At 64.3% G+C, this 21,472-nt stretch carries 16 protein-coding genes; 1 reads left to right on the forward strand and 15 read right to left on the reverse strand.

Translation table 11 applies throughout. The features are described 5' to 3' along the window. Position 1: 1 nt before the first annotated feature. Genes V6M63_RS12315 through V6M63_RS12360 form a run of 10 tightly spaced genes read right to left on the reverse strand, consistent with a single transcriptional unit; the run spans position 2 to position 8,818 of the window. Positions 2-985, reverse strand: a complete 984-nt coding sequence (locus tag V6M63_RS12315; RefSeq protein ID WP_442909582.1) for a Bug family tripartite tricarboxylate transporter substrate binding protein — start codon at positions 983-985, stop codon at positions 2-4. A 53-nt stretch (positions 986-1,038) separates the two neighbouring features. Next, positions 1,039-2,070 carry a 4-hydroxy-2-oxovalerate aldolase gene (gene dmpG / locus V6M63_RS12320; protein ID WP_332742159.1) on the reverse strand — a complete coding sequence of 344 codons (1,032 nt, stop codon included), beginning with the start codon at positions 2,068-2,070 and terminating at the stop codon, positions 1,039-1,041. Next, the gene (locus tag V6M63_RS12325; RefSeq protein WP_332742161.1) at positions 2,067-3,008 is read right to left on the reverse strand and encodes an acetaldehyde dehydrogenase (acetylating); all 942 of its coding nucleotides are present in this window, start codon (positions 3,006-3,008) and stop codon (positions 2,067-2,069) included. Before V6M63_RS12325 ends, dmpG begins: the two co-directional genes overlap by 4 nt. Further along, positions 3,001-3,207 (reverse strand): 2-hydroxymuconate tautomerase, encoded by a 207-nt coding sequence (locus V6M63_RS12330; RefSeq protein WP_332742163.1) that lies wholly within the window; start codon positions 3,205-3,207, stop codon positions 3,001-3,003. The genes V6M63_RS12325 and V6M63_RS12330 overlap by 8 nt, the downstream gene beginning before the upstream one ends. A gap of 7 nt (positions 3,208-3,214) precedes the next feature. After that, positions 3,215-3,988: a 2-keto-4-pentenoate hydratase gene (locus V6M63_RS12335; protein WP_332742165.1), complete on the reverse strand. Its 774-nt coding sequence runs from the start codon at positions 3,986-3,988 to the stop codon at positions 3,215-3,217. Continuing rightward, positions 3,985-4,779 (reverse strand): 2-keto-4-pentenoate hydratase, encoded by a 795-nt coding sequence (locus V6M63_RS12340; protein WP_332742167.1) that lies wholly within the window; start codon positions 4,777-4,779, stop codon positions 3,985-3,987. The genes V6M63_RS12335 and V6M63_RS12340 overlap by 4 nt, the downstream gene beginning before the upstream one ends. Next, positions 4,776-6,245, reverse strand: a complete 1,470-nt coding sequence (locus tag V6M63_RS12345) for a 2-hydroxymuconic semialdehyde dehydrogenase (protein WP_332742169.1) — start codon at positions 6,243-6,245, stop codon at positions 4,776-4,778. The genes V6M63_RS12340 and V6M63_RS12345 overlap by 4 nt, the downstream gene beginning before the upstream one ends. Next, positions 6,242-6,901 (reverse strand): class II aldolase/adducin family protein, encoded by a 660-nt coding sequence (locus V6M63_RS12350; protein ID WP_332742288.1) that lies wholly within the window; start codon positions 6,899-6,901, stop codon positions 6,242-6,244. The genes V6M63_RS12345 and V6M63_RS12350 overlap by 4 nt, the downstream gene beginning before the upstream one ends. A 32-nt stretch (positions 6,902-6,933) precedes the next feature. Further along, positions 6,934-7,821, reverse strand: coding sequence for a VOC family protein (locus V6M63_RS12355; protein WP_332742170.1), 888 nt, complete (start codon positions 7,819-7,821; stop codon positions 6,934-6,936). A gap of 4 nt (positions 7,822-7,825) precedes the next feature. Beyond that, positions 7,826-8,818, reverse strand: a complete 993-nt coding sequence (locus V6M63_RS12360; protein WP_332742172.1) for a Bug family tripartite tricarboxylate transporter substrate binding protein — start codon at positions 8,816-8,818, stop codon at positions 7,826-7,828. 93 nt (positions 8,819-8,911) lie between these two features. On the opposite strand from V6M63_RS12360, the gene V6M63_RS12365 reads away from it, so the two are divergent. Next, positions 8,912-9,865 (forward strand): LysR family transcriptional regulator, encoded by a 954-nt coding sequence (locus tag V6M63_RS12365; RefSeq protein ID WP_332742174.1) that lies wholly within the window; start codon positions 8,912-8,914, stop codon positions 9,863-9,865. 801 nt (positions 9,866-10,666) lie between these two features. On the opposite strand, the gene treY is transcribed toward V6M63_RS12365, so the two are convergent. Genes treY through V6M63_RS12390 form a run of 5 tightly spaced genes read right to left on the reverse strand, consistent with a single transcriptional unit; the run spans position 10,667 to position 21,465 of the window. Further along, positions 10,667-15,583 carry a malto-oligosyltrehalose synthase gene (treY, locus tag V6M63_RS12370; protein WP_332742176.1) on the reverse strand — a complete coding sequence of 1,639 codons (4,917 nt, stop codon included), beginning with the start codon at positions 15,581-15,583 and terminating at the stop codon, positions 10,667-10,669. Next, positions 15,580-17,469, reverse strand: a complete 1,890-nt coding sequence (gene treZ, locus V6M63_RS12375) for a malto-oligosyltrehalose trehalohydrolase (RefSeq protein WP_332742178.1) — start codon at positions 17,467-17,469, stop codon at positions 15,580-15,582. The genes treY and treZ overlap by 4 nt, the downstream gene beginning before the upstream one ends. Further along, positions 17,469-18,647 (reverse strand): amylo-alpha-1,6-glucosidase, encoded by a 1,179-nt coding sequence (locus V6M63_RS12380; protein WP_332742180.1) that lies wholly within the window; start codon positions 18,645-18,647, stop codon positions 17,469-17,471. The genes treZ and V6M63_RS12380 overlap by 1 nt, the downstream gene beginning before the upstream one ends. Next, positions 18,644-20,785, reverse strand: a complete 2,142-nt coding sequence (gene glgX, locus V6M63_RS12385; RefSeq protein ID WP_332742182.1) for a glycogen debranching protein GlgX — start codon at positions 20,783-20,785, stop codon at positions 18,644-18,646. The genes V6M63_RS12380 and glgX overlap by 4 nt, the downstream gene beginning before the upstream one ends. Beyond that, the gene (locus V6M63_RS12390; protein ID WP_332742184.1) at positions 20,785-21,465 is read right to left on the reverse strand and encodes a mechanosensitive ion channel family protein; all 681 of its coding nucleotides are present in this window, start codon (positions 21,463-21,465) and stop codon (positions 20,785-20,787) included. The genes glgX and V6M63_RS12390 overlap by 1 nt, the downstream gene beginning before the upstream one ends. Positions 21,466-21,472: the final 7 nt, after the last annotated feature.

The following is a 21,472-nucleotide window of genomic DNA, read 5'->3' on the forward strand; positions in this document are numbered from 1 at the left end:
GTTATTGGTTGGACTTGACACCCTGGGACGAGATGATCTTTTGCATGATGCGGGTCTCGTCACGAACACGCGTCTGCAGTTCCGTCGACGACGCGGTTGAAGGTGCTTTCCAACCTTGATTGAAGAGTTGCTGGCGAATCGCCTCGTCCTGAAGTATCGCCGTCAGTTCCTTCATCAAGCGATCCTTGGCGGCGGGCGAAAGATTCGCCGGTCCGACCAGTGCAGTCCATACCTCGAGCTGGAAGTCCTTGATCCCGAAGTCCGCAAGCGGCGCGACGTTCGGTGCAAGCGGGCTGCGGCCACTGGTGAGACCAATCGCTTTCATCTTTCCTGCAGCCACTTGGGGCAGCACCACACCCGGAGGTATCAGCGCCATCTGGATCTGCTTTCCGAGAATGCCGACAACCACCGCGGGGTTGCCTTGATACGGAACGTGCACGGCTGCCAAGCCAGGCACTCGGGATTTCAGCAACTCCATACCCAAGTGGGCAACCGATCCGTTGCCCACCGAGCCATAGTTCCATTTATCTCCAGCCGCACTGGCGGCCTCGAAGAAGGCCCGTCCATCAGGAGCATCTGGCTGCGCCACCAGTATCAAGGGCGCGGTGCCCACTGTGGATAGCAGGGTGAAGTCTTTCGCGGGGTCATATGGCAGGTTGGGCGACAGCATCTTGGCGGACGTGAGGTTGCCGTTGATGACGATACCCAACGTGTGATCGTCTGTCGCCTTGGCCACCTGATCGGCTGCAATGTTGCCGGACGCACCAGAACGGTTGTCAACCACGACCGGTTGACCAAGCGCCTTGGACAGCGGTTGCGCGATGGCCCGTGCGGCACCATCTGGCGTCGATCCACCTGGAAATCCGACGACAAGACGAATCGGTTTTGTCGGCCATGGTTGAGCGAACGCTACCGGAACGAAGGACAGGAGCGCGAACAATGCAAACATACCGACGACAAGGCGTCCGGAAAGAATCGTTTTCATATTTGTCTCCTTAAAGATGAAGAGCAGTCATCGCACCATTGGCGCGACGGGCACTAATTGCTCGGGATAGCGTTGATCCCTTGCTGCTGTTGCATGTCCAGGGCGACGTCGACAATCATGTCTTCCTGGCCTCCTACCATGTGGCGGCGCCCAAGCTCCATCAGGATGTCGATGGTCTTCAGGTTGTATTTTTTTGCAGCGACCTCTGCGTGGCGAAGGAAGCTGGAGTACACCCCTGCGTAGCCCAAGGCAAGTGTCTCGCGGTCTACACGCACCGGGCGGTCCTGAAGAGGGCGCACGATATCGTCTGCCGCATCCATGAGCTTGTAGACATCCGTGCCATGCGCCCAACCCATCCGGTCCGCCGCGGCAACAAACACTTCAAGAGGCGCGTTTCCTGCGCCGGCACCCATGCCGGCCAAACTGGCATCCACCCGGTCGCAGCCTTCTTCGACGGCAACAATCGAGTTCGCCACCCCCAAGCTCAGGTTGTGGTGAGCATGCATCCCGGTTTCTGTTTCAGGCCGAAGCACATCCTTGAATGCACGAAACCGCTCGCGCACGTCGTTCATGCTTAGCGCGCCACCTGAGTCCACAACGTACACGCAGGTGGCGCCATAGGTTTCCATGAGCTTGGCCTGCTGCGCGAGGTGAGCCGGCGTGGTCATGTGACTCATCATGAGAAATCCCACGGTGTCCATGCCCAGCTCTCGTGCGTACTTGATGTGCTGTTTGCTGACATCGGCCTCAGTGCAATGGGTGGCCACACGAACCACGCGAGCGCCCGCTTGATAGGCCGATTTGAGATCGTGCACGGTGCCAATGCCAGGCAGCAGCAGAGTGGCGACCTTGGCCCGTTTCGCCACACTGGCCACGGCCTCAATCCATTCGACGTCCGTGTGCGCACCAAATCCGTAGTTGAAGCTGCCACCCTGCAAACCGTCGCCGTGAGCGACCTCGATGGAGTCGACGCCGGCTTCATCCAGCGCCTTCGCAATCTGGCGCACTTGCTCGACACTGTATTGATGCCGCACTGCATGGCTGCCATCACGCAGCGTCACGTCGGAGATGTAGATTTTCTTCATGCGGTCACCGCTTTCAGGAAACGTTCTGCCATGCGTTCGGCCGTCGAAAGTGCAGCGCTGGTCATGATGTCGAGGTTGCCCGCGTATGCGGGAAGGTAGTGAGCAGCACCTTCCACTTCCAGGAAGACGGAGGTCTTCAATCCGGAGATTCGGCCAACGCCGGGGATATTCAGGTTGTCCAAACGATCGAATTGCACTTGCTGTTTCAGGCGGTAGCCGGGAACATACTGGCGAACCGCGGCCACCATTTCATCGATGCTGGAGGCAATGGCGCTCTCATCCGCGATGTCGCTCAGCGCGTACACGGTGTCGCGCATCATCAGCGGCGGGTCGGCCGGGTTCAGGATGATGATGGCCTTGCCTTTGCCTGCACCGCCAACCACTTCAATGGCCTTCGAGGTCGTTTCAGTGAACTCATCGATGTTGGCGCGCGTGCCTGGACCCGCGCTCTTGCTGGAAATCGACGCCACGATCTCGGCGTAGTGAACCTTGGCCACACGGCTCACGGCCGCGACCATGGGGATGGTGGCCTGACCGCCGCAAGTCACCATGTTGACGTTGCCCGCATCCAGGTGGTCCGCGCCATTCACCACCGGAATGCAGTAAGGGCCGATTGCAGCCGGGGTCAGGTCGATGCACAGAATGCCGGGCTTTACCGACCGCAGAAACGCATCGTTCTGGATGTGCGCCGATGCGGATGTGGCGTCAAAAACAATGTCGATGTCTTTGAATACCGGCAGTCGCGCCAACCCCTCCACACCCTCATGCGTGGTGGCAACCTTCATTCGGGCAGCCCGCGCCAGTCCGTCGGACGCAGGATCGATACCGACCATCGCACCCATTTCGATGTTGACGCCATGGCGCATGATCTTGATCATCAAGTCGGTGCCGATGTTGCCGCTGCCGATGATGGCGGCCTTGAGTTTGCGTTCAGCCATGGAGCACCTGTGTGGTCGGAGCGGTCTTGGATACACCGCCCACGCCCCAATGGGCGTTCGGCACCTCTTGCAGGATGACGCGGATTGATTCGCGTGGTACTCCGGTGGCCTCGACTGCCGCCTCGGCAAGACCGCGCATCAGCGCCGCTTTCATCTCGGCGCTACGGCCTTCAATCATGGTGACCTGGATCAGTGGCATGGATACCTCATTCGGTTGTGTTGAATTCCACTCGGCCTAAGCCCTGCATTTCGAGCAGGACGTGCTGGCCAGGCTTGAGCACTTCTGCCGCAGTTGCGCCACCGGCCATGACGATCCATCCGGCTTGAAGAGGCTCGCCGGCGGCCGCGCTCAATCGGGCCGCCGCGACGAGGGAGCGAAGCGCATTGCCCAGGATGCCCGCGGTGCTGCCGACCTGACGCGCGGTGCCATTGATGGACATGACAAGTCCCAGGTTGGAGAGGTCCTGGTGCGGCTCATGCCAGGAACCAATGACATAGCCCGAGGAAGAGGCGTTGTCGGCGACCACATCGCCCAAAGTGAACTTGAAGCTGTCGAAACGGGAGTCAATGATTTCCAGCGCCGGAGCGATGGCCGCCACCGCCTCCATGGCTTCAGGCAGGCTGACGTTGGCAGGCAGCGGCTTGGCGAGAAGAAAGGCCAACTCGGGTTCGACCCTGGGATGCACAAAGCGGCCCAACGAAACCGGAGCACCGTCGGCTTGCGCCATCGCATCCGTCAGGCGGCCCCAGATCATGTCGCGCACGCCCATCTGCACCATCTTGGCTCGGCTGGTGAAGCCCATCTTCATGCCTGTGCGGCGCTCACCTCGCTGAAGGCGACGCTTGATGGATGCGGCTTGCACCGCGTAAGCGTCTTCGACACCCAGCTGTTCCTGGTCGGCAAACTGCGGGATGGCTTGTGCCATTCGAGCGGCCGTGTCCACACGCTCCGCCAACTCGGCAATGCGCTGCTGATTCATGCTTCTTCCTCTTCGAACACGGCACGCACGGAGCCCAGGCCCGCGATACGCGCTTCAAACACGTCACCCGGCCGCACGGCCACCATGGGGCCCAATGCTCCCGTGAGAACCACGTCGCCAGCCTTGAGTCCTCGACCCACCGATGCCATCTTGTTCGCCAGCCACAGAGCGGCATTCAGCGGATGTCCGAGGCAGGCCGCCCCGGCGCCGAGAGAGACCTGTTCACCGGCACGCTCCATGACCATGCCGGCCAGGCGAAGGTCGATTCCGTCCAATTTGACAGGGGTGTTTCCAAGCACGAACGCACTGCTGGAGGCGTTGTCCGCCACGGTGTCGACAAAACGGATGTTCCACTCGGCAATGCGGCTTCCGACAATCTCAAGCGACGGAAGCGCGAACGCGACAGAGCGGAGCAGTTGAGCGGCCGTGATGCCCGGTTCCAGCAGGTCGTGCTCCATGACCAGGGCCACTTCCGATTCCACCTTCGGCTGCATCAGCCTCGACCAACGCACCGGCTCTCCGTCGCCCACCGCCATGTCAGCGAACAACATCCCGTAGTCGGGTTGGTCCACGCCAAGTTGCTGCTGGACGGAGCGGGCAGTCAATCCGATCTTGCGGCCCACCAGACGGGCGCCAGCCTTCAATTTCCGCTCGGTGTTGAGCTCTTGGACGGCGTAGGCGCTCTCCGCTGTCAGCCCTGGAAATCGCTCACGAAGAGGAGCGATGGACGTGCCGGTTTCGCCAGCATCCCAAAGGAGGTTTGCCGCCAGCTGGATGTCTTTTTCGTTCATTGAACTCCTCCGTTGAATTTGATGCACACGTTGGAGAGCTCGGTGTAGAACTCGAGCGAATGCACGCCGCCTTCGCGCCCAATGCCGGAGGAGCCCGACCCACCAAACGGCGTTCGCAGATCGCGCAGGAACCAGGTGTTCACCCAGGCGATCCCGACTTTCAGTGCTGCCGCAAACCGATGTGCGCGGTCGATGTCGCGCGTGTAGACCGAAGCCGCAAGGCCGTAGGGAGTGTCGTTGGCCATGCGCAGGGCCTCGGCTTCCGTGTCAAACGGAATGACCACGCAGCAAGGCCCAAAAATCTCCTCGCTCGCGACGCGCGATCCATGCGCCAGTCCTGTCCAGACCGTGGGCTCGATCCATGCCCCACTTTTCAGATCGCCGGGCATCTCGGGGATACCACCGCCGCAGACGGCGGTGCCGCCTTCTTCCATGGCAAGCTTGTAGTAGCTCAGCACCTTGCCTTGGTGCTCCGCGGAGATCAGTGGACCGAAATTGGCCGCCTTGTCTTGCGGGCGGCCAGGCTTGAGTTGTCCTGCAGCCTCGGCCAGCTTCTGAACCACTGCGTCGTAGACGGGACGCTGCACATACACCCGCTCGGTACCCAGGCACACCTGCCCCGTATTCTCGAAAACGGATCGGGTGAGGCCTGCGATCGTCACGTCGAGATCGGCATCCTCGAACACGATGGCCGGGTTTTTTCCACCCAGCTCCATCGACACGGGTTTGATGCCTTCGGCGGAAGCTCGGATGATGGCGGCCCCGGTGCGGGTCTCCCCCGTGAACGTGATCGCATCGATGCCCGGATGCGTCGTCAGGAATTCGCCCGCAGAGTCCGGCCCGAAGCCGTGCACGACGTTGTAGACGCCCTTGGGCACGCCGACCTTGTTCATGACCTCGCCCAGCAGTGCCGCGGTGGCGGGCGTTTCTTCCGACGGTTTGACGACCACCGTGTTGCCGCACGCCAGGGCCGGACCCACCTTCCAGGTCATCAGCAAGAGTGGCAGGTTCCAGGGGCAGACCACGGCCACCACGCCTTTGGGCCGGCGCAGCGCGTAGTTGAGCGCGGGTTTGCCGTCCGGCGCGTGGCTGGTGAAGGTTTCCGTCGGTACATTGCGCACGACGTCCGCGAACACCCTGAAGTTGGCGGCACCCCGCGGAATGTCGAGATGGGAGGCCAAGGACCACGGCTTGCCCGTGTCTGCGACTTCTGCCGCGATGAAGTCCTCGGCACGGCGGTCGATCTCGGCGGCCACCGCGTAGAGCAGATCGCAGCGCTGTGCCAGCGTCATCGAACCCCAAGGGCCGGCAAGCGCATCGCGCGCAGCACGAACGGCGTCGTCCACGTCGCCTTTCGAAGCTTCGCTGACTCGGCTGATCAGCGATCCGTCAACCGGATTGACATCGTCGAAGCGGCGACCGGCGCTGCCTTCTCGATACTGGCCATCAATGAAATTGAGAATCACGCTGCTTTCCTTGGTTGAAGTTCGGGGTCCCCTGCAGTCAGGTGATCCCACATGCGTTCGAAGATGCCGCCAGTGGAGATCGCGCGCACCCGGCATTCGTCGGGTGAAAGCACCACTGACGTGTGCTCAAGGTCTGCAGCGCGTACCGCGAGCTCCAGTCGCGCAGCGTCTTCCAGGTACCAGGTGAGTGAAACAACTTTCTCCAGAGAGTCCGCAGAGACGACCAAACCGTTTCCCCTCATCACCACGGCATTGGCTTCACCCATGGCCTCCACCACGGCCGCAGCACGTGCGTCGTCGCGAATGAGCTGTGGGTCATCCCAGAGCGCGGCGCCTGTTCCAAAGTACGCGCCCATGCCATGGCGTGGACTGGGCGTCAGGCGCGCGGTGCCCAGCACCATGACGGCCGGTGGCATCGTGCGCGCGACTGCGCGGGCGCGGGGCTGGCGGCGGTAGATGTGCTGGTGAATGCGGACCTCGCCCAACACACCTTCGGGCAGTTCGCCATGGACGGGCACAACCGTTCCAGGTTCCTGCGGAGCGATCAGGCCCATGGGACGTGCGGCGCAGACCAGAAAATTCTGCTCGTCCAGCCGGACACTGCAGTGCCCGTATGCGTGCGCCAGGCCGTGCCGTCCGAGAGCGCGCGCAGCCATGCGCAGTTGCCGCTGGAGTTCGTCTGAAGCCTTCACGAGCACGACGCCTGCTCAGCGGGCTTGCGAAACTCCGCAATGTCCGGCACCGAACCCCACATGCAGAAGGATTCGTTGGCCCGGGGGAACTGCCTGGGTTGATAGTTGATTTCGTCTTCTGTCGTGAACAGTCGAACGCCCGATGAGTACTCAAAGATCATGTTGTCAGGGCCTCGAAAGTACAGAAACATCGCCCCCGACGTGGGGTGACGTCCAGGTCCAAAGGCGATCGGCACGTTCAGCTTTTGCAGCATGTACCAGGCGCGCATGATGTCGTCGATGCCTTCGACCTGGTGGTTCACATGCTGGACGCCCGAGCGTGTCGTGGGAAACAGCGCCACTTTGTGATGTACATCGTCGATGCGCAACAAGGGGGCATCACCAATGCGATCGCTCACGCGAGCGCCCAGCACCTGCGTCCAGAAGCGTTCGTCCCGTGCCGCATCGGTTGTGCACAAACCCACATGGCTGAAACCGGTGATGCCCGCATCGCGCGACGGGAAGTAGCGCCGGCCACTGTGGTGCGGACCGACCATGAGATCGATCTTGTTGCCCGTGGGATCCTTGAAGTGAACGAACGCTTCCACATGCCGTTGTTCGCACTCTTCCGACGTTCCCGCCCGGACCACCACGCCGCTGTTGCTCAGCTCTGCTGCGGCAGCGTCCAGCTCACTGGCATCGCGAAGCTCGAATCCAACCGTGTGATCGGTGGGGTCGCCCTCAAAGTACGCGAGCGTGTGGTCCCGGTTGTCGCTACGGAAGTAGGTCGCCCCCGCTTCCTCGCGCACCTGCTCGAGGCCGAGCACACTTCGAGCAAAGCTGTCGGCCTGGGCGCGATCTCGCGTACCGAGACGGACATATCGGATGTCCAGGAGATTGATCATGTGACTAGTCGAGCTTCAAGTTGGCAGCGCGAATCACCTGGGCCCATGCTGCGGTTTCGCGCTGGATGAGTTGCGTGTACGCGGCAGGTGAAAGCCGTGGGGTTTCGTAGCCAAAGGTCTTGTAGCGCTCCACAATTTCGGCACTGTCGAGAGCTTCCCGGAGGTCCACTGCGATGCGCTCGCTCACGGTGGTTGGAGTGGCGCGCGCGGTGAAGAGTCCTGCCCATGCGCTGACCTCGAAATCACGCAGGCCGGGCAACTCAGCCGTCGCCGGGACATTCGGGTACAGCGGATCGCGCGCTGGAGCAGCCACCGCAAGAAACCGCAGCTTGCCCCCGCGCTCAAGGCCACCGGCGCTGGCTACGCTGCCCAATGCCCAGTCCACCTCTTTGGTCGAAACGCCGGCGTAGAGCTGGCCGAAGTCCCGATAGGGGATATGCCGCATGTGGACGCCACGGATCGACTGAAGCCGAAGCGCCCCGATGTGCCCGGGACTTCCCTGGAACCAAGACCCATAGGTCACGTGATCCGGTCTGGCCTTGGCCGCCGTGATGATGTCTTCGACGGACTTGTAAGGACTGTCTGCCGCCACGGCCACAAAGAATGGCGTGCGCAGAATCATTCCGAGCGCTTGGAAGTCCTTCTCAACGTCGTAAGGTAGGCGAGAAAACGTATGCGGATGCGTTGTGACGTGGTTGCTGTCAATGAGAAGAAGGGTGTGGTTGTCGGCTGGCGCGCTCTTGAACGCTGCCACTGCGATGAACCCATTGCCACCCGACCTGTTGTCCACCACAACGGCCTGCCCCCACTTGCGGGAGAGGTGTTCCGCAACAACCCTCATGGCCGCATCGGGTCCACTGCCCGCAGGGAACGGCGTGATGACCCTGACTGTCTTGCTCGGGAACGCTGCGGTCTGGGCACCTGCGGCGTTCAAGGATGCGGTGGCGACAAGGCCTGAGGCCGTCAACCCCTGCACGAAATCTCTTCTGTTCAGCATCGTCAATGTCTCCTATCGTTGTTTGCTTCGATCGCCGGACGTACTGTAGGATCGGCAACAGCTTCTGTGAAATGAATAGATAGGAAATCCGATATGCATAAAGTGGATGAACTCGCCAGTCCCCAGAAGCATCTGCCACGCAACCTGGATGTCACGCTGCTGGAGCTCTTCGACAGCATTCGGCGGACGAGGAATCTCACTGCCGCGGGCGAGGAGATGAGCATGTCGCAGCCCGCGGTGAGTCGCGCCCTGGCGCGATTGCGAGAGATGTACGGCGATCCTCTGTTCACGCGGCAGCCGAGGGGCGTGGCGCCGACACCGTTTGCTGAAGCGTTGGGTCCCGCTGTCGTCACGGCGCTTGCTTCGTTGCGATTGACCTTTCACAGGGCGACCTTCGACCCAACTCGGGAAGAGCGAACCTTCCGGGTTGCCATGACCGACATCGGTGAACGCTTGTTCTTACCTCAGCTCATGGAGCATGTGGCAAAGGTTGCTCCGTATGTCGTCATCGACGCGGTCACCAGCCCGAGCAACCTTGAGGAAGGTCTCAGCAATGGCCAGATCGATCTCGCCGTGGGCTTCTTCGGCCCGCTTGGCAAACAGTTCCATCAGCACCGTCTTTTCCGGGAACGCTTCGTCTACGTGGCCAGAAAAGGCCATCCATCGGTGAAACAGAAGCTGCGTCGAGAACAGCTACGCGATATCCCGCATGTCGTGGGTGGCCCGCAGGGAATGGAACACGCGGCCGCCGTTCAACGAGTTCTGGGAGGGTCCCGCGTGAAGGCGCGAGTGGTTTTGCGCGTTCACAGCTTTCTCTGCGTAGGGCCTATCGTCGCGAAAACCGATCTCATCGGCGTTGTCCCCAGCAACCTTGCGGCAGTGGTGTCCGGCCATATCCCGCTGCAGCTGCTCGATCCGCCCGTGCAGTTCCCGGGCTTTGATGTGGCAATGGCCTGGCACCAGCGCTACCACTCCGACCCGGCAAGTCGTTGGATGCGCGACGTCTTCGTGGAGTTGTTTCACTCAGGCGTCAACGTTTCCGCGTAAGGAATCGATTGGATGAGGTGCAACCTTGGTCTGAAGTGGCCAAGAAGGCAAACGTTGCCGGTCAGCAAGCTACCGCCTTCTGAGTCTTGATGAGTTGGCGTGTCTCGGCGGAGGCCTGGCGAGTGCGAGCAGGCTTGCGACTGAACCCGAGCATCTGCTGGTGATCAGCGCGGGTCGATCTGGGGAGTTGAAGTACCCAGCTTTCCAGTTTGACGGCCGGCTCAACGAAGTTGCTTTTGCCAGAGCGCGTGCACTCTTTGCTACCAATTCCCTGCCGGAGCACAGTCTATGGGACTCCCTCCGCACGCGGTACAAGTCGCTTGGCGGTACGAGCGGAGTCGACTTTCTGCTGGGCTACTTTCACCCGGATGTTGCGGCCATGACTGATGCCGACAGGGATGACCACTTCGAAGAGATCTTGCGAGAAGAAGTTTGGCGGGCCCATCAGTAGGGCCACTGCAGAACGACTTGGTTTTTCCTCTTGGAACAGATCGGAGCGACGCCTGAGATCGTGTTTTGCTTTTGAATCTGAGATCTGTAGTCAACACACATTTCGGATGGCCAGCCTCCGACGGACTTTGCAGGACGGTGGCGGAGGCGTCGTAATGAAAGATCACATATTGCGACGAACTTTATTCCCTGCAGTCAGGTGACCAGACGGAACAAGGTTCGTCGGAGTCATCGCCACATTGCCAGGTGGTCCGGCTCCCTGCCGCTGCTTTTCAGAGCGTCACGCCTGCCATGGAAGTTGCCACCCGGGCAGGCGTGGAGCCATCAACACGCTCAGGCCTTCACGAGTTGTCATGCAGGGTCGTCCTGAACCAGCACGACGAAGGGCAGGCCGCCTCCGCCTGGTCCGACATCACCGAACAGATCGAGCGCACGGATGCGTTCCTCACTGCCCGGCAGCGCCTGCCCCGTCAACCAGTTTCGCCACAGCGCGGTGCGGGCCAGCAATGGATGCGCCGATGACAGCTGGAGGGTGGTGGTGCCCCAGCCCTGCCGCGCCAGGCCGTGCAGCAGACGGGCCACGGCCACCACCACCACCTGTCCTTCGTGCAGCCGCGCGAAGGCGATCACGTGGTCGGCGGCGCTGCCTTCCACCGCCAGCGGAAGGTAGAGGCCGTCGCGAAACAGCGCCGCGTGTGCACGGCGCAGCGCCAGCAGGCGCCACGTGACGAACTGTTTGAGCTCGCCGCCGGGGCACTCGGGCAGCAGGGCCTGCCACTGCTGGCGTGTGGGCCACGCTCCTGGACCGACCTCCCGGCGGACCCGCTCGAGGGAGGCCGCCATGGCCGCGAAGTCCACGGGTTGGCGGTTGTCCGGGTCCACCAGCCGGAAGCTCCATTCTTCGCAGCCCTGGTAGATATCGGGCACACCGGGCACTGTCATCTTCAGGGCCAGCTGGGTCAGGCTGTTGCGAAACCCCAGGGGCGCGATGTCGCGCACCAGCGCTTCCAGTCGCTGGACGAAGCTGTCCAGTGCAAGCACCCGTGCGATGTAGGTCTCGACCGCGAACTCGTAGGCCTCGTTGGGGTTGAGCCAGTTGGTCTCCTGCTTGGCCTCGCGCATGGCCTTGCGCATGTACAGCTGCGCGCGCTCCAGCAAGGCGACGCGCTCCTGCGACTGCGATGCCGCCGCCGGCCAGATGCCCGCCAGCGCCTGGAACAGTGTCCAGCGATCGTGTGCCGATGGGGCACTGGCGTCATCCACCTGGGAGATGAAGCGCCTGCCGATCGCGTCGAGTTCACGAACGGCGTCCTCCCACTCGGCCGGCATTTCCGACAACACGTTCAGCCGCGCCCGCGTGTCCTCCGACCGTTTGCTGTCGTGTGTGGAGGTGGCCAGCAGCCCGTGCGGCCGGTGGCGAGCGCGCTGTGCATTGGTGTTGTGAAAGGCCGCAGCGGAGACGCCGAACCGTCGAGGCTCCGATCCCACGTCATTGAGCGAAGCGAGTCGCACGTGGCGGTAGAAGGCCGTGTCCTCCACGGACTTGGCCATGACGGGCGAGGTGAACTGTTGCCAGCGTTCGACGAAGCGGTCACGCAATGCCTGCGCCGGTCCGGCCACGCCCAGCAGGATGGGCTCCAGGCATTGCAGCAATCCAGCTTCGGTGAGACCGAGTCGGCGACGGGCAGCCGCCAGCGCCCAGGCCACGTGCTTGCGGTCTGTTTCGCTCGCTTCAAAAGCGTCGGCTCCCACGTAGGTGCGGTACACCGGGAACGCGGCCGCGATTTCTGCAAGCGCCCTGCGCAGGCGGTTGCGCGTGAAGTCGCAGGTCGTGCGGTCGGCGCGGGTGATGCGGTGCAGCGTTTGCGCGAGCCAATCCAGTTCGGAGGCGAATGCGTCGTCGATCACGAGCCTTTTGCACGCCAGCACCGTCTGCTCGAAGCTGCGGGTGTCACCGGTGAAGGTTTCGTAGCCGCGCTCGAAGGCCGCCTCTGCTGCGGGATCGACGAACAGACCATTGACCAGACTGCTGAACCGGTAACCCGTGCCGCCGTGTACCGGCCATGCGGGGGGCAGCGGCTCGTGGTCTGCCAGGATCTTTTCCACCACCAGGTAGAGCGCGCGGGGTGTGCCGCCTGCGGTCCGGGTCAGTTCGGCGTAGCGCCGCTGCAGGCGGCGGAAGTACGCGGCGGGACGGCTCAGACCGTCGGGGTGGTCCACCCGCAGGCCCGTGACCGTGCCGTCGGCCAGCCAGCCCAGAATGCGCTGGTGCGTGGCCTCGAACACCGCCGAGTCTTCCATGCGCAGGGCGGCGAGCGCATTGATGTCGAAGAACCGGCGGTAGTTGATGTCGTCGCCGGCCACGCGCCAGTCGGCCAGGCGATACGCCTGTCGGCTCAACAGTGCGTCCAGCGCGTCCACGCTGCCGGGGTCGTCGGGGTGGCCGTTGAGTCGCTCCAGCGCGCTGGTGATCCACGATCGCAGCCATGCCTGAACCCGTGCCAGGTCGGCCAGGCGCTGGCGCAGCACGGGTGTCTCGCGCAGGCGCGATTCGCGGGCCTCCAGACTCGCCGTATCGCGTGGCGCAAGCCGGCCGAACGCGTCGAGCAAGGCTGTCACTTCTGCCAGGGATGCTTCGCTGTCGGCGGCCGGTGCGGGTGCGGCCGCCAGCACGGCCGGGTAGTCGCGGGGGTCGATGGGCGCGCGGTGCTCCCAGTGGTGCACGGCAAACCGGCCCGCATCGGCATCGAACCGCAGTTGCAGTTCGCCCGCTTCCAGCACCCGGCCGTAGTGATCGCCAAGGATCGGCAGCAGCACGCGCCCCCGCATGTCGGGATCGGCGGGCTGCCATTCGATGTCGAACGTGCGCGCATGGGTGGCCGCCTCACCGTGTTCCAACACGTCTTCCCACCAGGGGTTTCGGGCTTCCAGCACGGCCATGTGGTTGGGGACGATGTCCAGCAACTGGCCCATGCCGTGCGCACGCAGTTCGGCGCACAAGGCCGCGTGCGTTTCTTCGTCTCCCACCTCGGGGTTGAGCACGGTGGGGTCGGTCACGTCGTAGCCGTGGGTGCTGCCGGGGCGGGCCTTGAGGTAGGGCGAACTGTAGAGGTGGCTCACCCCCAGCGAGGCGAGGTAGGGCACTGCTTCGCGCGCGTGAACGAAGGTGTGCCCTGCGTGAAACTGCATGCGGTAGGTGGCCAGGGGAATGTCGGCGGTGTCCAGTGCGGGCAGGTCCCCACCGCGCTCGCGCCGCATGGCGGCTGCCACCTCGTTCCAGATGGGCCAATCCGCCAGTTCTTCCAGCGGCACGGCCGCCCTTCGGCGCCAGTTGGGGTGCTGGGTTTCGGTGGTGCCGGGCACGTTCATCTGCCAGACCTGGCCCATGATGTCCTCCAGCTGCGCTGCGGCGAGCCAGCAGGCCGTTCGCGCCAGATAGGCGTGGACCGCCACCACCAGCGCGGCATCGATCGGGGCATCGGGGGACGTTGCGTCGGCTGCCGCCACGCTCATGCCCTCGGGCAGCAGGCCTTCGCGATCGAGCGCCGCCAGCAGGGCGGAGCGGTCGCTTGCGCGATCCTGGAGCAGGCGCTCGGCATCCGCGGCGTCAGGCAGGAATTTCAGGCGCTGCTGCGTCTGGATGTCCGCCCCGCTCCAGAAGCCCGCCAGCGTGGGCAGGTCGTGTGTGCTCACCACCGAGATGGCCTGGCGCAACCAGTCGTCCGGGGTGCGAAAGCCACCGTCTTCGGCGCGTTCGAACCACAAGGGCCGGTAGGACAGCACCGTGCGCTGGGCCATGGCATCGCGCATGGCCGGCGGCACGTTGCCGAGGTCTTCACCGATCACCAGGCAGCGGTGGCGGTGGCTCTCCACCGCCACGATGGCCAGCAAGGCTTCGTGCGGGTAGTTCACATAGGTGCCGCCTTCGGGTGTGCTCCAGAACAGGCGCATGAGCGCCATGACGTGGTCCATGCGCAGGGCGCCGGCATGGCGCATGACGCAGCCCAGCAGTTCGATGAAGGGCTGGAACCGGGCGGCGGCCAGCGCCAGCGGATTCACCGGCGGCAGTCCCCAGTCCTGGCCCATGCGGTTCATCGGGTCCGGCGGCGCACCCACGTGTGCACCGCTCACATACAGGTCGCGCAACATCCAGGTCTCGGACCCGCCTTCGTTGGAACCGACGGCGAGATCGCAATACAGACCCAGCGGCATCAGGCTGCGGGCATGGCGTTGCGCCTGCGCGAGCTGCTCGTGCGCCAGCCACTGCAGCCAGAAATGGAAGTGCACTTCGTCGGCATGCTCGCGCTTGAAGGCCTGGACCGCTGCGCCGTCGTGTCGCTGCAGCTCCTGGGGCCATGCAGGCCAGCCCCACACGGACGGATCGGCGGCGTGCAGCCCGTGTTGAATCGCTTCCCAGACCGCATGATGGCCGATCGTGCCGGCGTGTTGCCCCATGAAGCGCGTGAACGCCTTCCGGCGCACATCTGCCGCGTCGGTGTTCGCCGTGTTGAAGTGGCGCCAGAGCAATCGCAGCACGGGCTGTTTGGCTTGCGCCACCTCCGCGTACTGCACGTCGGCAGCCGAACGCAGCGCGTGCAGGCGGCGTTGAAAGTCGGCGCTTTGCACCAGTGCCTGTGCATCCGCGCACGCCTCGAACTCCGCCACGGCGGTCACGTCCATGAGCAGTCCGTTCAGAGCCAGACGGCTGCAGGGGCTGTACGGCGTGGCAAGCTCGGGCTGGTGCGCAAACAGCGCGTGCAGCGGGCTGAGGCCCACGAAGGCAGCTCCCTGCGCGGCTGCCATGTCCACCAGCGCGCGCAGATCGGTGAAATCGCCGATGCCCCAGTTGCGCCCGGAACGCAACGCATAGAGCTGCACGCTCAGACCCCACCAGCGCTCCCCTTCACGCAGCGGCGCCGGTGACCAGCAGCAAGCGGGCGAGACGATCACCTGCCGGGCGCCCGAGGGCGTGCGCAGCAGGTAGTAGCCCGACTGCAGCGACGCGGGCAAGACGGCGTTCGTTGAATCCCCCGTGCAGACCACGCCTCCACGCTGCTCATGCAGTTGCCAGGGCGCGCTGTCGGTTTCGATGCGGGCGGATCGGCCTTGCGTCACCAGCAGCGGGTCGGGCACGGGCGGCGTGCTGCCCATGGCATCGAGCACGCGCTGCAGCACGGCAGGCGGCACGTCGACCTGCTCGCCGCTGAAACTGGTGTACGACGTCGCCACGCCTGCCGCCGCGGCACGTTCGGTCAGATCCGCCGTCATGCCGGCTCCCAGGCGCGCCAGCGTGCGGACCACGCTGGCCAGGCCGTGCCCTGTGCCGCCCGGTTGTGCGTGAACACCACCCGCTGCTGGCCCCCGGGTTCCGGTGACGCACATTCCACCGGCTGCGCCCCCAGGTTGATGTCGAGCCACAGCTCGGGCCCCTCGCTGTAGCGCCACCGCACATGCAATCCTGTGGCGCCCACCTTGCGCGCCAGATGGCCACCCGAGAGCAAGCGTGGCTGGCGCGGCACGATCCACTGGCGGCGTGCCGCGAGCGCCGCCCGCACCAGCGCCTGGCGCGCCAGCCCGCGCGGCTGCGCAGCCTGATCCCAGGGCAGCACACTGGCGTGGAGCGTTTCCAGCGAGCAGGGGTCGGGCAAGGCCGCATCCGTGCCTTCGCTGTGGCCAAACTCCCGTCGGCGGCCGGCGCGCACGGCCTCACGCAGTTCGCCTTCCCAGTCGGCGAAATACAGGAACGGGGTGTCGGCAGCGAAGTCGTCGCCCTGGAACAGCATGGGTGTCGACGGCGTGAGCAGCATCAGGAGGAGCGCGACCTCCATGGCGGGTGGCGGCGCGAGCCGGTCCAGTCGCTCGCCAAAAGCCCGGTTGCCACTCTGGTCGTGGTTGTTCACGTAGTTGACCATGGCGCACAAGGGCTGCGCGGGCGCGGGCACGCAGGCAGCGCGCCGTCCGCCCGCCAGGCGCGAGGTCTCCTTGAAGATGAAGCCGTGCGTGAGCGCGCGCGAGAGCAGGTCCAGCGGGTCGCCAGCGTAGTCCTTGTAGTAGCCATGCGCTTCGCCTGTCAGCCACACGTGCAGGGCATGGTGGAAATCGTCGTTCCACTGGGCATCGAAGCGCCCGGGCCTGGGAGTGGCAGCCAGCCTGCGGCGTTCGTTGCTTTCGTTTTCGAGGATGAGGTGCACATGCCGGCCGGCTGTGCTCTGCCGCACGCGCAGCGACAACTCTTCCATCACATCGGGCGAGCTGCTGTCCGAAATGGCATGAACGGCGTCCAGGCGCAACCCGTCGAAGCGGAACTCGTTCAGCCAGTACAGCGCGTTGTGCACGAAGAAGTCGCGCACCATGTGGCTGCCCTCGCCGTCGAAGTTGAGCGCTGCGCCCCAGGGGCTTTCGTGCGTTGTCGAGAAGAACTGCGGCGCATACGCGCCCAGGTGGTTGTCTTGCGGACCGAAGTGGTTGTAGACCACGTCCAGGAACACCATCAGGCCCAACCGGTGCGCCGCCTGAACCAGCGCCTTGAGATCGTCCGGCTCGCCATAGGCGGCGTGCGGTGCGAAGGGAAGCACGCCGTCGTAACCCCAGCCAAAGCGACCCGGGAACGCCGCCACCGGCATCAGTTCGATCGCCGTCACACCCAGGTCGGCCAGGTAGGGCAGGCGTTGCGTTGCCGCGGCGAACGTGCCCTGTGGCGTGAAGGTGCCCACATGCAGTTCGTAGATCACCGCCTCGTGCCAGGGGCGGCCTGCCCAGTTGTCGTCCCACTCGAAATGGCGGGGCGCCGTGACACGGCTGGGCCCTTGCGGCCCGTCGGGGTTGTGACGCGAGGCCGGGTCGGGCACGCGCTGGCCTGCGTCCACTTCCCAGAGATAGCTTGTATGGGCATCCGCGCTGGCCGCGTGGCACCGCCACAGGCCTTCGCCATCGGATTGCGCGGCCTGTCGAAGTTCGGCACCGCCGGGAGCCCAGCAAATCAGGACCGGGGCGCTGGCGGCCGGTGCCCAGAGCCGGAAATCGGCGCCGCCTCCCGGGTTCAGGCTGGCGCCGAAGGGCATGCGGTGCTCGTGCTTCATGTGCGTTCCCTCGTCCAGCAAAAGTTCTTCGTCGTCATGACCCACCGGGTGGCCGAGCCGGGCGACGTCGCGCACTACGCCTCACCTTCGAGCGCACGAAGCGCGAGCAGAAAGGTGGCCGCATTCCAGCTTTGCCAGGCCATGCCCATGGGCTTGAACGTACGGCCATGAAACCATTCGGTGAATCGCCAGCCGTCGAGTGCATTGGCCTGGGCGAGTCGAGCCAGTGCCGACCACGCCTGCTCCCGCATCCCGAGCCGCGCAAGAGCCAGGACCCAGTAGCCCCCCACAAACGGCCAGATGCCCCCGTTGTGGTACTGATAGACGCTGTTCTGCTGGTGCCTGGCCATGTAGGGCCGCCAGAGCTGGTGCTGGGGTGACAGAGGATGCAGAACGACCCGCACCGGAAAGGATTCGTCCGTGTGCACGCTGGCAATGGTCTGGACGATCTGCCGGGATTTGGAGGCGTCGGCCAGTCCATTCAGGACGGCCATGAGATTGCCGAAAACGTCCCCTTCGTATCCGGCCATCGCCAGATTGACAAAGCTGAGGTACATGCCCGGATCACGCTGGCCACGACGCGCGTAGTGGCGCAACAACCGCGCCCGGCGGTACTCGGGCAGATCACGCTGAAAAGGGTCGAAAAGGTGGTTGAAGTGGTGATGTGTCGATTCCGCGTCCGCCAGCCCGTAGCGCTGCTTGACGCCGTACCACAGCGCGTTGGTGTACAGCACGTAGCCCGATCGCGGCATGATGTCGGCCCAGTCGCTGGCCTCGTTCTGCTGCAGCAGCCGGAAACGCTGGTGCTCCTGCGCCAGCAGCCACGCGATGGCCAGATCGACCCCGGTTTGCCAGCGATCGGGGCTCACCCGCCCGGCACGGCGCACGTGGTCCACGGCGATCAGCCACCACAGGGTTGCGTCGATGCAGCCGAGGTACCAGAAGTCGGCGCCCTGGCCTTCAGGGTCCACGTATTTGGGAATCTGCCCATTCAACGCCTGCTGTGCCGCCAGCGCATCCAGGCTGGCCACCGCCCCCACCTCCAGTGCGTCAACGCCGCTGCCACACATGGCCATGACGCAGATGGCCGCGTCGCGCCCGAAGATGCGGGTGTAGCGGCGCGCCTCGGCGGCGTCGGAGCGCCCGGCGGCCAGGATGCCGTGTGGCGTCAGGTTGGCTTGCAGCAGTTGCACCGAGGCCTCGGCACAGGCGTTGATCAACGGGGATGAGGATGCGTCGGGCTTGTCGGTCATGGCCGGGGGCTCATCTTGAAGCGCACGAGCGCGAGCGAACGCGCGGCCAGAACGTAGGGCTCGGCCGAGTCGAAAGGCGTGTCGAACCTGCCCGTATCGATCGATGTGTCGATGAGCAACTCACCGGCCTTCGGCACCAGATCCGAAGGCACCACAAACCGCACCTCGTTCGAGTCGGCGTTGAACATCACCAGAAAGCTGTCGTCACGCACCGCGCGGCCACGCGCATCGACCTCGTTGAGGCCGTCGCCCGAGAGAAAGACGGCCAGGGCACGGGCGTGGTCCTGTCCCCAGGCTTGCTCGCTCATCTCGGTGCCTTGGGGCTGCAGCCAGACAATGTCGCGCACCGAGCTCCCGTGCAACGGGCGACCCTGGAAAAAGTCGCGACGGCGGAACACCGGGTGGGCCGCTCGAAGCGCCATCACACGCTGCGTGAAGGCGAGCAAGGCGCGCTGGTCCTCGCTTTGTGTCCAGTCGAGCCAGCTGATCTCGTTGTCCTGGCAGTAGGCGTTGTTGTTGCCACGCTGGGTGCGCCCCATTTCGTCGCCCGCCAGCAGCATGGGAACACCCTGCGAGAGCAGCAGCGTGGTGATGAAGTTGCGCTGCTGACGTGCACGCAGGGCCAGCACGTCGGCCTTGTCGGTGGGGCCTTCTTCGCCGCAGTTCCACGACAGATTGTGGTTGTGGCCATCGCGGTTCTCCTCGCCGTTGGCTTCGTTGTGCTTGTCGTTGTAGGCCACCATGTCGGCGATGGTGAAACCGTCGTGGGCGGCGATGAAGTTGATGCTCGCGTAGGGCTTGCGGCTGCTGCGGTTGTAGAGGTCGCTCGATCCCGTGAGGCGCTGGGCAAATTCGCCGATCACGCCGCCTTCTCCCTTCCAGTAGGCGCGCATGGTGTCGCGGTACTTGTCGTTCCACTCGGCCCAGCCCACGGGAAAGTTGCCGACCTGGTAACCACCCGAACCCAGATCCCAGGGTTCTGCGATCAGCTTGACGCGCGACAGGACGGGGTCCTGTCGCAGGATGTCGAAGAACGCGCTGAGCCGGTCGACGGCGTGCAGTTCGCGGGCCAGCGCCGAAGCCAGGTCGAAGCGGAAGCCGTCGACATGCATCTCCGTGACCCAGTAGCGCAACGAATCCATCAACAACTGCAGCACCCGAGGATGCTGCATGTTCAACGTGTTGCCACACCCGGTGAAGTCCTGATAGTGGCGCGGGCTGTCGCTCTGAAGGCGGTAGTAGGCCGCGTTGTCGATGCCCCGGAAGGCCAGCGTCGGGCCGAGCTCGTTGCCCTCCGCCGTGTGGTTGTAGACCACGTCGAGGATCACCTCGATGCCGGCCTCGTGCAGCGTGCGCACCATGGTCTTGAACTCACTGACCTTCCCGCTCGCGCTGTACCGGTGTTCGGGCGCGAAGTAGCCGATGGTGTTGTAGCCCCAGTAGTTGCGCAGGCCCCGCTCGACCAGGTGGCGATCGTCAATGAAGGAGTGCACCGGCATCAGCTCGACCGTGGTCACGCCAAGGCGTTTGAAGTGGTCGACCACGGGCTCGCAGCACAGGCCTGCATAGGTGCCACGCAGCTCGCGCGGCACGCCGGGGTGGCGCCTGGTGAAGCCGCCGACGTGGAGCTCGTAGATCACCGTCTCGTGCCAGGGCACATCGGGCGAGCGGTCGTCCCCCCAGGTGAACGCCGACTCGATGACCTTGCAGCGAGGCAGGTAGGGGGCACTGTCGCGCCGGTCAAAAGACAGATCGGCCTGGGCGCTTCCGACGCGATAGCCGAACAATGCGTCGTGCCAGCGGATGGTGCCGACGATGTTGCGGGCGTACGGATCCAGCAGCAACTTGTTGCCGTTGAACCGGTGGCCATCCTGCGGGCGGTAGGGCCCATGGACACGATAGCCGTACAACAAACCGGGCCGTGCCTGGGGCAGGTAGCCGTGAAAGACCTGGTCGGTCTGCTCGCGCAAGGTCAGGCGCGCCACCTCGTTGCGTCCGCCCGCGTCGAACAGGCACAGGTCGACACGCTCGGCTGTCTCGGAAAACAGCGCGAAGTTGACGCCCATGCCATCCCAGGTCGCGCCCCTGGGGTAGGGCTTGCCTGGCCACAGGGCATCAATGACTGCGGTGGCGGGCATCAGGTCCGATCCGACGGGTCGCGCGGGAACCAGCGCTCGATCAGCTGCGAGGCGCGATCGCGCGCACCGAGGCCAAATGCCAGCGCCAGCGCAAACACGACGCCACCCAGCAGGATCAGGAAGGTGTCCTGGATCAGGCCTCCACCGATGTCGAGGTGGTCCACGGCCAGCAGCACCACGAAGGTCATCACCGCGTAGCGCACGATGCGGCTCAGGATGTCGGCATCGCTGATGCCTGCGGCCCGGAAGTAGCGCAGCACCGCGTTCGCGACGAAGCGCGAAAAGTAGCCGCCAAACACGACCACCAGCAATGCCACGAGAAGGCGGGGCACGAACAGCAGCACCCTGCCCAGCAGATCGGTCACCTGGGTCAGGCCCAGGGTGTTGAAGGCGACGATCAGGGAAGCGATCAGGACCAGCAGGTAGACGATGGTGCCGAACCACTCGACGGTGTCCTTTTCGGTGCCGCCCTGCTTGAGGAATCCGTCGACACCGGCGCGCTCGGTGAGGACATGGAAGTTCAAGGCCCGCAATGCCTTCACGGCGCCCACGCGCAGGCCCTTGGCCAGCAGCCACCCGACCACGATCACCGCCAGGGCCACCCCCAGGCGGGGCAGAAAATTCCCGATTTCAAGCAGGAGGCCGCGAAGCGGGACCAGCATCACGTCGATATTGTCCATCTCAACT

It is taken from the genome of Hydrogenophaga sp., assembly GCF_036675665.1.
Taxonomy (GTDB): domain Bacteria; phylum Pseudomonadota; class Gammaproteobacteria; order Burkholderiales; family Burkholderiaceae_C; genus Hydrogenophaga.